We start from the raw sequence: 14297 nt of genomic DNA, 5'->3' as shown, positions 1-14297 counted from the left end.
GTTTAACATCCAGCAAAAATAAGATAGCATTCCCTGGATGAGAAAACGAGGTAGCATTGAACTCGTGGAGGCTCGAAACGAGTTGGTACGTCTAACAGTACTTGTACACGGCCGAGTTCAGGGCGTGGGGTTTCGTGGTTTCGTTCGTCGTCATGCTTTAGACTTAGGTTTGGCGGGATACGCAGAAAATCTTATTGACGGACGAGTTGAGGTTGTGGCTGAAGGTTTGCAAAGCGAACTTGACCATTTAGTTGTGATGCTTCGAAATGGTCCTGCACACGCAGCCGTAACTGAAATAGAAATAGCGTGGGGAGAGGTTGGCAACCTTGCTGGGTTTTACACTTACTGAATTGTATTTGAAGGTGGTCTCGTGAAAAAATATTCTTCTGCGGAGCCTGTTTCCTTACGCGAACTAGACATAGTCCCCGGGGTTTTGGGTCGTATTGCGCGAGAACGTTCCGCTGCCTACCGTCAGGGCGCTCCTTTAAGCAAATCAAATCCCGAGCCGCTTGAATGGCGGGGATTTGGAGAAGCCCTGAAGGCTCCTGGTTTGAGTGTTATCGCGGAGGTCAAGCGGGCCAGCCCATCTGGTGGACTTATAGCTGATATCGACCCACTACAAACTGCTCAATCCTATTTTGCAGGAGGAGCAAGTGCTCTAAGTGTGTTGACAGAACCAAAATATTTTGGTGGTTCACTCGAGCACGTGCGTACTATATCTAGTCAAGTGCCACTTCCAATTTTGCGTAAAGACTTTACAGTGCATCCAAGCCAACTTACTGAAGCTGTTGAAGCAGGAGCTACTGCGGCGCTCCTTATCGTAGCTATTCTGGGAGATCGAACCAAGTCTTATGTGGCAGCAGGATCAGCACTAGGCTTAGATCTCCTGGTAGAAGTTCATGATCGCAAAGAATTGCAGATAGCTATCGAATCGGGCGCAGAAATAATTGGTGTTAACAACCGTGATCTGTCAAATTTGCAAATTAATCTCGAAACTGCCCCAATGCTCCTTACTGAAGCCCGGAACCTCGGGTACACTGGATTGCTTGTCGCTGAATCAGGTTACCGCACTCGAATAGATTTAGAGCCAATTAGTGATCTTGCGGATGCTGTGCTGATTGGTTCTAGTTTGGCTGCGAGCAAAGATCCAAAGGTAGCAGTAGAAGCTTTGGTTGATCACTAGGGAAGCTAATCCAGGTTCATCATAAAAAAAGTTGAACCTTAAGAATATCTTAATAATTACGCGAACCTTGCCCCACTCAGCATTCCGTATCGAAAGTAGACGGTGTGTATTTAAGAAATTGGATAATGATTCTCATGTAACGGGGTTGGTTACAGATATACTCAATCACATGCCGGAACCCTCTGTGTCACAAAGGAAAGAACTTGATTCAGGTTTAACGGTGATTTTTGAGCCCATGCCGTGGTTAAAGACCGCCAGTGCATCTCTATTGTTGCCGGTGGGTTCAGTTACTGATCCTGAGGGTTTGGATGGTAGCAGCGCAGTTTTGGCCGAATGGATGCAGCGTGGCACCAGGAAGATGAATTCGCGAGCCTTTTCGGATTCTCTCGACGCCTTGGGAGCAAGGCATGGTGGTTCAGCAGGAAGAGAGTATACGACTTTCGGGATTTCGTGTCTGGCTTCTGTGCTCCCTGAGGCCCTAAAGCTAATTGCTGAAAGCATACGTGATCCAAGATTCGATCAGGGAGAATTCCCTGGTGCACAGGCAGTTGTTGTTCAGGAACGAGCGTCTCTGGCGGATCACCCTGACCAGAGGCTTTTCGAAAAATTGGGTACGACATTTTTTAGTTCTTCCCATGGAAGAAGTCCATACGGTACTGAAGAAGGCCTTAAAGCTCTTACCCCCACAATAATTAAGAACGACTACTGGCGTAGAGTTAGCCCAAAATGGGCTATCCTAGGTATAGCTGGGGGGTTGTCTTGGGAGACTGTGATTAAAGCGGCAGAATCGAATTTTGGTAATTGGAAGCAAAAAGGTTCTGCTAATCCGCCGAGTGTGAGTGTAGCTCCCAGGACGTATGTTCATTCTCAAGAGGACATTAACCAAGTACAGATAGGACTGGCGTTCGAAACTACGGCGCCTAATAGTCCCTTTTGGTACCACCACGTTATAGGCCTTCAAGTTCTGAGCGGCAGTACAGGGTCACGATTACACACGGAGGTTCGTGAAAAACGAGGTCTAGTCTATAGTGTGGGCGCTAGCACCAGAGCGTTAAAGGACTTTAGTTACGTTGTTGGTTATGCTGGTACAAAACCAGATCGGGCTTCTGAAACATTAAGAGTTGTTCAAGATGAGTTGTCTAAGATGAGGAAAGGCATAAACAAAGAAGAGTTAGAGAGGGCAAAAACTGGTTTGTTATCGAGCCTAGTCTTGCAAGGTGAGTCAAGCGGAGCTAGAGCGACGGCGTTAACGCAAGATGCCTATCTGAGGGGCCGGTCAAGATCGTTAGATGAAATCCATAAGAAGATCACTGTGCTCTCGCTTGACGAAGTGAACCAATATCTTTTTGCTTTACCTGCTCCGTCACCGACCGTAGTTACCCTAGGTCCGGTTCGGCTACAGGGCAAAATAGAAACGGATAGGACGCTTCCGTGAGTGAGTTACCAATCTTTCAGGCCGAATTAGGATGTGGCCTAACAATAATTGGCGAACAAATCCCCAACGCCCAAAGCGTGGCGGCAGGTATTTTTGTTGGGGCTGGCTCACGTCATGAGAACCCCTCTGAATCCGGTGTGTCTCACTTTCTTGAACACATGCTTTTTAAGGGTACTTCCAGGCGTAGTGCAGACGATATAAATCGCGAGTTTGATGAGTTAGGCGCAAGTTTTAATGCCTACACTAGTGAAGATAGAACAGTTTACTATGCTGCCGTTTTGCCAAACAAATTGCCAGGGATTCTTGACCTTCTTTTTGATATGATGACTCCCTCTTTACGAGAACAAGATTTCGAGGTTGAAAGGAAAGTAATCCTCGAGGAAATTGGAATGTATCTCGATAGGCCCCAATTCAGGGTTTTCGACGAAGCGAGCCTCAGGTATTTCAGTGGACACCCCTATGGTAACAGTATTTTAGGGACTTCAGATAGCATCGAAAGCTTGACTCCCGAAAGAATGAGAGAGTATTTTTCAGCCAGTTATCGGTCAAACAGGTTAATCCTAGCAATATGTGGAGATTTTGTTTGGGAAGAAGTCCTGGAACAAATCAACCAATTGACAACAGCGTGGTCAACAAAAAGAAGTGATATTCCTGAATTTGATAAATTTACTCCCCAATTTGGGCAGCACAGAATAATTGACGAAAATATTCATCGGGTTCATATGGCAACCTTCAGCCCTGGGGTAAGCGCCTCTGATCCAAGGCGTTACGCGGCGACTATTTTGGGCAATCTTGTTGGAGACTCTGTGGGTAGTAGGCTTTATTGGACGCTAGTGGATAATGGATTGGCAGATATAGCCTCTTTAGGCCACAGCGCCGGTGTGGGATATGGGGCCTACATGGCTTACCTATCTTGCGAACCTGAACAAGAAGAGGAGGTAAAGAAAAGGTTTGCTGATGTAATTTCCGAGATCACCCAGGAGGGACCTACAGAGGCAGAATGGTCTAGGGTCAAGCAAAAGCTTGCTACTGGATTGATGTTGAGGATGGAAACGCCTTTTGGCCGTTTAATGTCTATGGGAGTTGGGTATCAGCAGCTCGGACGACATCAGACCCTGGAAGAGGTATTGGAAGGGGTTAACAACGCCTTTTTAGATGAAGGAATGACCTTGCTTAAAGACGGTGTATTCCACGATGATTTCAGTCTTACTTTGGCTCCAACACGAATATAGAAATTTAATGTCTTTGGGAGTTGTACGACAGATGGTGAAAAGAATTCTCAACCTTAAAACCCTTTGCATTCTTTTACTCATGTTTGCGGGTTTTTCCGCTAATGTGCAAAATGAAACAAAAAAGGGGGATCCTTTAGTTGGCCTAACCGTGGTTCCGTTCGGTGAGCAAACGTTTGATATTGCCACCGGGTTAACCACATTGCCTCAAGGTGGGGAGATAACAGACCGTGTTTCTGGAGTTGTCATTACTGCGCCCTTCATAGAACTACAGCAGGGTGTCTTCATCAAGGCCAAAACCGTGGAAGCTAGTGGAGAGTTTGGCATATTTCAGGCTTCTGAGTTTTACATCGATTTTGAGAGTTCGGTGATCAGAGCTGGAGGGGAAGTAACCCTCAGTAAAGATGCTACGACCATCCAAGCTGAACAGTTATCTTATTTTGTAGATACCAAGATTCTCCGACTAAGCGGCGGGGTCGTTGGCCAATCACCCGCTATAGAGGCCGAGGCGATAATCCTTGAATTTTCTTCTGGTATATCTTTATTGGTAGGGCCTTATACTTTTACAGATGGGGTGTTCACTCTTAGTTCAAAGATAGCAAATAGCCTATTGGAACTTGTGGCTGTTGAAAATGAGGGATCGTCCATATTTGAAGCTGCTACCGAAGTCGATCCTGAAAGTCTAGCCCGGTTCCAAGAATATTTGCCGTAACATTAGTTGTGATCCGTTGGCTAGTAGCTATAGTATCTGTATTGGTAGGCGCCTCTGCTCTGTCGCAGGCTCTAGCCCAATGCCCAGACATCGAAACTTATGTTGGTGAAGTAACAGTTGCTGAATTCGGCACTGCTTTGTTTGGTAACTTCCGTAGTAACAGCTTACGCGGAACAATCGAATTTTACGACGGCGTCTGTTTAACAGATGCCGAAAATGGGTGGGCAATCATCAGTGATGAAATGTTGGTTCTTGGAGTGCAAGACGAACAGGAAACAGAGATACGAATTCCAGAATCAAAAATGATTATCGGAGATTGGGTCATCGAGTCTCAAGAAACTCAATCTTTAGGTGCTGATCTGATGTTTACCACCGCGTCGTTTGTAGGTCCCAAATTTTCGGGTATCGCTAGTCAAATTCAAATGAAGTTAGAAGTGTTTCAGGCATGGTTCACAGAGGTAAATATCGTCGGGGAACAATTTGCAGCAGAGGGTGACTCAGCTTTATTGGATGGCGAGAAATTCACAATTTTCCACGGCACGGCGACTACATGCATCGGTGAGGGCGAACCTTTTTACAAGTTTCGGGGTACGGGAGTCGATCTTGATCTCGATACAGGAGAAATCTTATTGCGTAACGGCTTGTTCCAAACAGGAGGTATTAGCCTCCCTTTAGGGGAAGCGATAGAACTTAATGAAGCAGCGCTAGCAGAACTGATTCCTGATATTGAATTTAACTATGCGAGTGTTGATTCAAAGACGGGGGAAGTCGAATCTGGTTTTGAAGTGACTGCTTCTGAGATTCGGCTTTCTCCTGGAATCGACATCAGTCTTGGCTTGGGCTCCTATGGAAAGAAACCAAAGTTACTAGGCTACGGGAACGTAAGTCTTAAAACAGCCGTTGTTGATGCTGAGTTTGGGCTTACCCGAGAGGGTCCCAGGTTCGATTTTTTGCTTGAAGAGGAGATTTTCCAGGGCTTGGACGGTAGATTACACATTAGAAACCATCACCAAGCTAACTCTGATTATCTGCATGAAGGAGTCCTTGGGCTTGAAGCAACACTTTTAGATAAAGAATGGAACAAAGGCTTAGTGGTAAGCCTCAACCTCAACGGTTTTGGGGCAACGAGCAGCCAGATGCTTAATAGCGGCGTTGTAGTTGGGGCGCGTTTGGGTGCTGGCTTAGAGGGGATTGTCAAGTCGCCTGTTACCTCAATCGGATATTTTTTATTTAAAGGTGGATTTGAGGCTACCAGTTATCCCACTCTAGGTTCGGCGCAATTTGGGCTCTTTGCAGAACCAACATGGGTCCTAAGATTTGGTCCCACCGAAAGTCAATTTAGGTATACACGCGTGCATACCAACGCAGAATCTCCTTTTTCGGAAGCATTAGACCGTCTCGCAAATACTAGTAAAATTGACTTTCTAACATCGGTTCAAGGAAAACTCCCACGTGACGCTGAGGGAGATTTTAGTTTGCAGCTAACCTACGATTTTTTGGCTCCCGGACAGGATGCTCTAGAGTTGGAAGCCGAGGCAGGGATCAGGTTTAATGTCAACCGTATGTCCTTTATTGGTAAAGCCTGGGTAGGTACTATCTCTGAAGATGAAGCCCATAGGAATGCCCTAAGGGTCGGTGGTTCAGCTGGTCTGAAGCGAGAGAAGCTTGATGTCGGTGTATGGGCCGACTACGAATTCCGGGAGCATCAATCCCGTTGGGAAGAACTCGGTGTACAAGTTGCTCTACCAATTGCATATCGAGATTTAGTAGTTACACCATTTGCAGCTGTTAATCTAACGGCCGCGATTACTGGCAATGAGAAGCCAACGGTTCTTGGGCACGGAATTAGTGTCGAATGGTTTACTTGTTGTGGAGACCTTACAGCCGGTTATCGATATGAGAGGAATGACTTTAGTATCATTTTGGGGTTCCGGTTATAAGTAGCTCTAGTGATAGGTATAGTGTTTGAGATGCAAGCTTTCAGGCTTTTAGACAAGTATGTCCTAAGGCTTATCCTTCCCCCGTTCTGTTTCGGGTTAGTTTTATTCAGCGGCCTAGCGGTATTGACCGGGGTGCTTCCCCGACTCCAATGGGTTGTAGGCACACCTGTCCTCGAGATGTTCGGATGGTTCGCTACATTACTTCCCTCGATCGTAGTTCAGACAATACCGGCATCTTTGGTGCTTGCAGTGCTGCTGGGTGTAGGTCGTCTGGCAACGGACAACGAGCTTTTGGCTGTACAGGCAGGTGGTATTAGCTTCTGGCGGCTCGTTCTTATTTCCCTTCTTTTGGCAGTCGCCTGTACCTTCTCGTCCGTTGCGTTAAACGAATGGGTGGTACCAAGAGCGAATAAGGCATCAGCAACAAATTATTGGACGCTGACAGGCGGAGGTAGTGGTCTATTTAGACTCGCAAGGCAGAATATTCCAATTGGCGAGTTTTCTTTCCATTTCGATTCGATCGATCGGGGAAGTCAAATGCTTAAAGAGGTGCGCGTTGAGAGGTGGGACGGTCAACAATTGACTATCGTGTTTGCTAGTAAGGCAAGGTTAGAGGAAGCGGGATTGCGTTTATTCGATTACAAAGCAATTATTGTAGATTTTAGTGTTTTGGAAAAAACTACCGATGATCCCCAGTCTGTGATTCGCGATCTTATTCCCGCTTATAACCGACCAGAATCTTCTGATCAAAGTCTTTTGTTAACGGCTGAAATGGATTTGGACGACCTTGTTTCGCGGTTCGGACGCGGGGGGTTTGAGGATTCGCGTTCCATCAGTGAACTTCGGGGTAGCTTGTTTGACAATAATCTTAACTATAATGAAAAGCGACGGGCGATTGTACTGTTCCATCGAAAATTAGCGGAGGCCGTAGCTAATTTCACCTTGTTGCTTGTTGCCCTACCGTTGAGCATCCTTTACGGACGTAGTAGGAGCGTGGGTTTCGGGCTTTCGTTAGTTTTGATAATCAGTTGGTATCTACTTCTTACATTGGGGCAGTTACTTTCTCAAACCGGGGTCCTACCTGTCTGGGTCGGCCTTTGGTTCGGTAATACGGTGCTAGGAGCAATAGGACTTTATCTTCTTGGTACTAGATTTAGCTTTCGATAAGTTTGTTTCGAGCGATAAGAACCACAAGGGTGCTAAACTGCTTCCTCTAGATGGAAGGCCTACTCGGTACCCTTCGAGACAAGACTAATTACCTGGCAGAATTAGATCAGGACAGGGTCATTTCAGCTCTTAGAATGGCAGAAAAAGCTCATCAGGGCATGCGTCGTGTATCAGGTGAGCCATTTATTACTCATCCAGTAGCGGTTGCAGCTCTTCTGGCTGATATGCAATTAGATTCTGACACGCTAATCGCAGGCCTTCTTCACGACACAGTCGAGGATACCTCGGTAACTTTCGAGGAAATCGAAGAGGCATTTGGCCAAGATGTACGACGAATCGTAGAGGGAGAGACCAAGATTAGCAAGCTGGCGGTCCGAGCTTACGAAGACGAACAAGCTGAAAATCTACGAAAAATGCTTCTAGCAATGGCTGAAGATGTAAGGATCATTTTAGTAAAGTTAGCCGATCGGTTGCATAATATGCGGACTTTAGCTGTTATGCCAACAAGCACGCAGCTAAGAATTGCTCGTGAAACCCTTGAAATCTTTGTGCCTTTAGCGCATCGGCTTGGTATCGGACACATAAAGAGCGAGCTCGAAGACCTTAGTTTTACCTATGCCGATCCGGAGAAAGCTCTTTCTTTGCGCAGAATGGTGACTACTCGGCATGCTGAACGTGAGGAATATGTTGCGAGTTCAATAGAACTTCTTCAAAGGCGGTTAGGAGCGGAGGGCCTGGACTTCGAGATTGGCGGTCGGAGTAAACATCTTTATAGTATTTACAGAAAAATGGATCAGGATAATAAAAATCTCGATCAGATTTTCGATCTGATGGCAGTACGGGTGATTATAGAACCTCATGGAGCTGTCGATGTCGAGTACGAAGAGGCTGCCTGTTACCGAGCTCTCGGGATTGTGCATAACCTCTGGACCCCTATTCCAGGCCGTTTCAAAGATTATGTTGCCGTACCAAAAACAAATGGTTATCAATCACTTCATACGACGGTAATCGCACAGTTAGGACAACCCCTCGAGGTTCAGATCCGAACGAGGCGCATGCATCGGGTTGCAGAGTATGGGGTTGCTGCCCATTGGGCTTATAAGGAAGGCTTAGATGATGCTGGGGAGATTCGTCGCCGACTAGATTGGATGGAACAACTGTTAGATCTAGATGTTCAGGAAGAAAGCGCTGGGGGTTTCCTAGAAACCGTGAAGACCGATCTTCTTTCCGAACGAGTGTTCGTTTTTACTCCTGCAGGCGATGTTATTAATTTGCCTAAGGGATCCACCCCACTTGATTTCGCCTATCAGGTGCATACTGAGGTAGGCCATCGGTGTATCGGTTCTCGAGTAAACGGCGAAATTGTTCCCCTCAACTACCAAGTTAGAACTGGTGACCGTGTTGAAATACTAACCAATAGAAGTTCTCAAAATGGTCCGTCTGCTGATTGGTTGAATGTGGTTGTTACGCGAAGCGCCAAGCAAAAAATTCGTACGTACTTTCGTCAGCAGGAGAAAAAGGGGCAACTCGAGTCCGGAAGGCGATCTTTAGAACGAGGCCTAAGGCGGCGGCAATTAGCAGTTTCCCAGTATGTTACGCGAGGACGATTAGAAGAGGCAGCTAAACTACTACTAGGCTCGGACTCAGCTGAGGATCTTTTTTTGGCGGTTGCCAATCGCAAGCTACTAAGCAAAGAGGTTATAGAATGTTTAGTACCAGGTTTGGCTGAATCTAAAAAGACCAAAAGTGCCCTCCCTAAACCTATCAAGCGTGGGGTAAACGGGATTCTTGTTGATGGAATGGATGCCCCTGCTAAACTTGCCCAATGCTGCTCGCCGGTTAGGGGAGATGAGGTAGTAGGGTACGTTACGCGCGGTCGGGGGGTTTCAGTACACCGATTTGATTGTTCTAGTGTGAAACGGTTGATGACTAACGATCAAGGTCGTTTGGCTAATGTGACATGGGATGCGCCTTCTGGCGAAGTGTTTCCCGCTGATTTCGAGATCATTGCAGTCGACAGGCCTGGCCTATTAAAAGATATCCTCCACATCGTTGCCTCAATGAACAAATCTGCTACCCGGGTTTCAGCTGACGTCCAAGATGCCTTATCTGCCCGGATCCACTTTCGAGTAGATGTAAAGGATCTTAGTGAAATCGAATTTATCAAGGAGAATGTTCAACGTGTTCCTGATGTAACGAGGATTTACCGAGCAAAGCCAGGCGTAAAGGGATAAATATTCCAGGGTTTTGGTTAGGACTTACCGTATTTGAAAACACACCAAGATCAGGAGAATCTGATAGTGCGGAGCTAAGAATAGTGGGAATGCCGGTTGCCTTAGGAGTGTTTTCAAAGTTGCTAAGAATGCCCTTGATTTCTAACACTAGAAACCCCGCCGGGTAAGCAACGGCACCTGACGATTACCCTTTAAGGCTGCTCCTATCGGCCTGACCTGGTTCGGGGGTCGCCACCGCGTTGAGCCGGCGGGGTGAAAGGCAAGATACCATGGGAATGTGATGTGAGTAAGGTCGTGAGGTTTGCCAGCACAACCGCTAACTAAGTCAGAATAATAACTTTTTAAGATCTTTTTAAATCCAGAGTCAAATCACGATTTGTGTTTTTGGCGCTTAGGCTAGAATGACTAGATCGAGTCCGCGGTAACATGAATTAGTAGTCCCATTAACTAAGCCTCTTTTCCAGATAACCTCAACGCCTCTTTTATTGTATCGACAACTCTGACCTGAGAATCCGATGGAATGCCTGGCCAAATTGGTATTGACAACACGGATTTAGCCGTGTTGTCTGATACCGGAGTAAATGTTTTCCGGGTCTGGTGTGGCACGGTCAACGATTCAGGATAGTAGATCTTTGTAGAAATACCTTGGTCGTAAAGGTAGGTAGCAACTGCCTTACGAACATCGGGTGGTAGCATGATGGAAAATTGGTGGTATATGTGACCGTCATAATGAGTAGGAGCTCTGGCATCTCTAGTGCTTTCTAACAAGTTCCGATAGGAAGCAGCTGCGTTTCGTCGTAGGTCGTTCCAATTGTCGATCCGGGTTAATTTCAAGCGCAGAATCGCCGCTTGAAATTCATCTAAGCGGGAGTTATAACCAACTACTTGATGTCTATATCGTTGATTTGGTAATTCTCCGTGATTTCGATACATTAGGACCTTTTTTGCTATTTCAGGGTCGTTGGTGGTCAACAAACCGCCATCCCCGTAAGCGCCCAAATTCTTGGTCGGATAAAACGAAAAAGCCGTTGCTTCAGAGCGCGAACCAACTCTTTGCTCAACGAATGGTTGGGTAGTTGTTTTTCCTAAGGGTTTTCCCTCGTATATAGCGCCAAATGCTTGGGCAGCGTCCTCCAAGACAGAAAGGTTATATTTCCCAGCTAACGATGCAATGTTTTCTATCGGTGCTGGATTACCGTAAAGGTGGACCGGAATTATTGCCCGAGTTCGTGACGTAATTGCTTCCTCTATGCGTTTGGGGTCCATATTAAATGTTTCCGGATCTATATCAACAAAAACCGGCGAAGCACCTGCATGGATAATAGCCTCTGCTGTGGCGAAGAAGGAGAACGCAGTAGTGATTACCTCGTCGCCTTCGGAGATGCCTAAGGATTTGAGGCCGATCGTGAGGGCATCTGTACCGGAGTTAAGGCCAATTGCGAAGCGTACTCCTAAGAAATTAGCGACCTCTGATTCGAAAGCTTCGACCTCAGGTCCAAGAACGAAATGACCTGATCTGAGGACCCGTTGAAACGCTTCGTTAATCTCATCCCATAGCTCGTTAATTTCTCCCCTCAGGTTGAGTAATGGAATTTCAATAATTGGGGAGTTGCTCATGAGTAGATGGTAACCCGCTTTCCTAGGACTTTGGTTTGCAGTCTTACTTCTGGGGCGGACAAAAGTTGCTTCCTCAGGTTCAGATATGCTTTACTTTTGACACTTGATAAGGGGCCTTTAGCGCTGAAAATGGGCCTTGTAGTCAGGATAGGAGGCAACTTCAGGTTTTGTCAAAGACCTGGTAGCGGTTTAGGTGTATTAATCGAGCTATTAGTAGCCCTGGGCGGTCCGGAGTGATAGGGCAGGCAAACAGGTAAGCGTTTCGACGCTCTAGAGAAATTAGTTTCTGTTTTGAGATTACTGGAGAATCAACATGACTAAACCCAAAGGATTTGAAACCCAGGCGGTACACGCTGGTCAAGAGGATCCAGATAAGAACACTGGTTCTCGCGCCGTGCCTATTGCGGCGACTAGTAGTTTTGTCTTTGACAGCGCTGACCACGCAGCTGCAATATTCTCTGGATCGGTTCCTGGTAATCAATATGGGAGAATGCACAATCCTACGACAAAGGTATTGGAGGACAGGCTTAATACTTTGGAAGGTGGCGCGCGGACAGTCGCGCTTAGCTCAGGTCAAGCTGCCACAACAGCCCTCCTTTTTAGTCTTGCAAAACCGGATGCTCAATTATTGATTTCAAAAGAGGTATTCGGGGGTACGATGAGCGTGGTCCGGAAACTTTTGCATCCTTGGGGTTGTCGAATAGAATCAATTGACCCAACCCCGGAAGCTGTGGCCTCGCATGCTAGCCGAGATACCGTTGGTGTTTGGGTAGAAACCATTGCTAATCCAAGCCTTACGGTTCCAAACATTTCGGCTCTTGCTGAAGCCTGTCATAAGGTTGGGGCGCCCTTGGTTGTTGATAATACGTGGGGGTGTGCTGGTTATCTTTGTAAACCCCTAGAACTTGGTGCGGATATCGTGACTCATTCGGCTACGAAGTGGATCGGATGTCACGGAACCTTTATTGGAGGGGCAGTAATTGATGGGGGTACTTTCGACTGGTCAACTGAACGGTTTCCTGCTTTTGGGGTGCAAGATGTAAGAGGGAAAAGCTACTTGCAGCGTGATCCTGTTGCTCCATTTGCAGCCCGTGTCCATGATTTGGGACTGTTTGCTATGGGAATGACTCTAAGTCCGTTTTCGGCATTTCTAGCGCTGCAAGGACTTGAGACATTGCCAATTCGGGTTCAACGAATTTGTGATTCTGCACTAGACCTAGCTAGGTGGTTTGATAGTCAAGATGGAGTAAAACGAGTGCTTTATCCAGGTCTCCCCACTCATTCCTCTCATGGCGTGGCTTCTAAGGTGTTGCAAAACGGCCATGGGGGTGTGTTTTGTTTCGAAACAGAAAGCGTAGAGCAGGCGAAGGCATTCCTGGATCGGGTTGAAATCGCATCGCATTTAGCCAATATTGGTGATGTCAAAACAGTCGTAATAAGTCCTTGGGCTACGACTCACTCTAGTCTGTCCGAGGAAGCTAGATATGGAGCTGGGGTAACACCTGAGTTGATAAGGGTTAGTGTAGGCTTAGAATCTGCTGAAGACCTCAAGCAAGACTTCCGTCAGGCATTGGACTGGGATAGTAGCCGGTCATGAAAACGCTTGTTCACGAAACCTGGGGAGACCACACTGTTTTGGTGGCTCGGAGTGAAGCCAGTGAAGTTGGTAGCGTTGGAATTGTAAGCTCGAAAGTGGTTGATGTTGCTACTTTTCAAAGGCCCCTAGAGCTGGTTCTTGGTAACCATCTTGATCATGTTGCGGTGACATATGAAACTTATGGTCAGCTAAATGCAAAAGGGACGAACGCGATTCTAATTTGTCACGCATTGACTGGGTCTGCCCATGCTGCAGGTAGACACGAAAGCCAACAGTTACCCGGATGGTGGGACCCATTGGTAGGTCCTGGCAAAGCTTTAGATACTAACCACTACTATGTTATTAGCAGTAATGTCCTAGGAGGCTGCTACGGAACTACGGGGCCAAGTTCTATTAATCCATCTACCGGTAAACCGTACGGTCTCGAATTTCCACGCTACACAATTCGAGATATGGTCGAGGTTCAGGCAAGGCTAGTAAAACATCTCGGGGTTACTTCGTTGGCAACGGTTATCGGGGGCAGCATGGGGGCTATGCAGGTTTTGGAGTGGGCCGTTATGTATCCAGAATTAGTTCGTTCAATTATTCCGATTGCCTCTGGATCTCGGCACTCAGCCTGGGCAATAGGGCTTAATGAAGTTGCCCGTCGAGCTATCACGGCCGACCCAACCTGGCAAGGTGGTAACTATCAACTAGCCAGTCAACCTGAAAGTGGTCTAGGTCTTGCTAGGGCTATAGCTATGTTGTCGTATCGGAGTTTCGATTCCCTCGAGGCAAAATTTGGACGGGAGCGGGTCAGTGCATCTCGGGAGTTGCTAGACGTAGGTTTTGAGATAGAGTCCTATTTGGCGTATCAGGGTGTAAAACTTGTTGAGAGATTTGATGCAAATACATATCTTTATATTACTCGGGCAATGGATGATTTTGACCTTTCGGAGGGGCGGGGTCGGTTGGGCGATGTTTTGGAGGGTGTGAATATTCCTACCCTGGTTATGGGGATTAGCAGTGACGTGCTTTACCCAGAAAACGAGCAAAAAGGCCTAGTCGATGCTTTACCTCAGGCTGATTATGCTCGAATTAATTCGCCTCACGGCCATGACGCGTTCCTTATAGAGTTTCCCCAAATTGCTGTACACGTTCGTAGTTTCCTTGAGAGGGCAAAGTAAACAAATTATCTAGAGTC

11 protein-coding genes and 1 other RNA gene are annotated in these 14297 nt (G+C 46.8%); 10 read left to right on the top strand and 2 right to left on the bottom strand.

Annotated elements, in window-relative coordinates:
* Positions 1-82 precede the first annotated feature (82 nt).
* The 8 genes from CMO31_00590 (at position 83) to CMO31_00555 (ending at position 9900) form a co-directional block, all read left to right on the top strand.
* A complete protein-coding gene (locus CMO31_00590; protein ID MAZ52497.1) occupies positions 83-349 on the top strand; it encodes an acylphosphatase in 267 nt (88 codons plus the stop codon).
* Between the two features lie 21 nt (positions 350-370).
* Complete coding sequence (locus CMO31_00585; GenBank protein MAZ52496.1) at positions 371-1183, top strand: indole-3-glycerol-phosphate synthase; 813 nt, start codon at positions 371-373, stop codon at positions 1181-1183.
* A 169-nt stretch (positions 1184-1352) separates the two neighbouring features.
* The gene (locus tag CMO31_00580) at positions 1353-2618 is read left to right on the top strand and encodes a peptidase M16 (GenBank protein ID MAZ52495.1); all 1266 of its coding nucleotides are present in this window, start codon (positions 1353-1355) and stop codon (positions 2616-2618) included.
* A complete protein-coding gene (locus CMO31_00575) occupies positions 2615-3850 on the top strand; it encodes a peptidase M16 (protein ID MAZ52494.1) in 1236 nt (411 codons plus the stop codon). The genes CMO31_00580 and CMO31_00575 overlap by 4 nt, the downstream gene beginning before the upstream one ends.
* 31 nt (positions 3851-3881) lie before the next feature.
* Positions 3882-4559: a hypothetical protein gene (locus tag CMO31_00570; GenBank protein MAZ52493.1), complete on the top strand. Its 678-nt coding sequence runs from the start codon at positions 3882-3884 to the stop codon at positions 4557-4559.
* Between the two features lie 8 nt (positions 4560-4567).
* Positions 4568-6499: a hypothetical protein gene (locus CMO31_00565; protein ID MAZ52492.1), complete on the top strand. Its 1932-nt coding sequence runs from the start codon at positions 4568-4570 to the stop codon at positions 6497-6499.
* A 9-nt stretch (positions 6500-6508) separates the two neighbouring features.
* Entirely contained in the window at positions 6509-7666 is a 1158-nt protein-coding gene (locus CMO31_00560) for a hypothetical protein (protein MAZ52491.1), read from the top strand.
* A gap of 50 nt (positions 7667-7716) precedes the next feature.
* Positions 7717-9900, top strand: a complete 2184-nt coding sequence (locus tag CMO31_00555; protein ID MAZ52490.1) for a GTP pyrophosphokinase — start codon at positions 7717-7719, stop codon at positions 9898-9900.
* Positions 9901-10054: 154 nt separating this feature from the next.
* Here CMO31_00555 and ffs read toward each other — a convergent pair.
* An RNA gene (gene ffs, locus CMO31_00550) (signal recognition particle sRNA small type) lies at positions 10055-10151 on the bottom strand.
* A gap of 196 nt (positions 10152-10347) precedes the next feature.
* Positions 10348-11517: an erythromycin biosynthesis sensory transduction protein eryC1 gene (locus tag CMO31_00545; protein MAZ52489.1), complete on the bottom strand. Its 1170-nt coding sequence runs from the start codon at positions 11515-11517 to the stop codon at positions 10348-10350.
* 313 nt (positions 11518-11830) lie between these two features.
* Here CMO31_00545 and CMO31_00540 point away from each other — a divergent pair, with 313 nt between their 5' ends.
* Both CMO31_00540 and CMO31_00535 read left to right on the top strand, forming a co-directional pair.
* Entirely contained in the window at positions 11831-13114 is a 1284-nt protein-coding gene (locus tag CMO31_00540; protein ID MAZ52488.1) for an O-acetylhomoserine aminocarboxypropyltransferase, read from the top strand.
* Positions 13111-14280, top strand: coding sequence for a homoserine O-acetyltransferase (locus tag CMO31_00535; GenBank protein ID MAZ52487.1), 1170 nt, complete (start codon positions 13111-13113; stop codon positions 14278-14280). Before CMO31_00540 ends, CMO31_00535 begins: the two co-directional genes overlap by 4 nt.
* Positions 14281-14297 lie beyond the last annotated feature (17 nt).

This window comes from Trueperaceae bacterium, assembly GCA_002707365.1.
Classification (GTDB): domain Bacteria; phylum Deinococcota; class Deinococci; order Deinococcales; family Trueperaceae; genus UBA6957.
The sequence above is the reverse complement of the archived record's forward strand: the minus strand, read 5'-3'. Positions and strand labels throughout refer to the sequence as shown.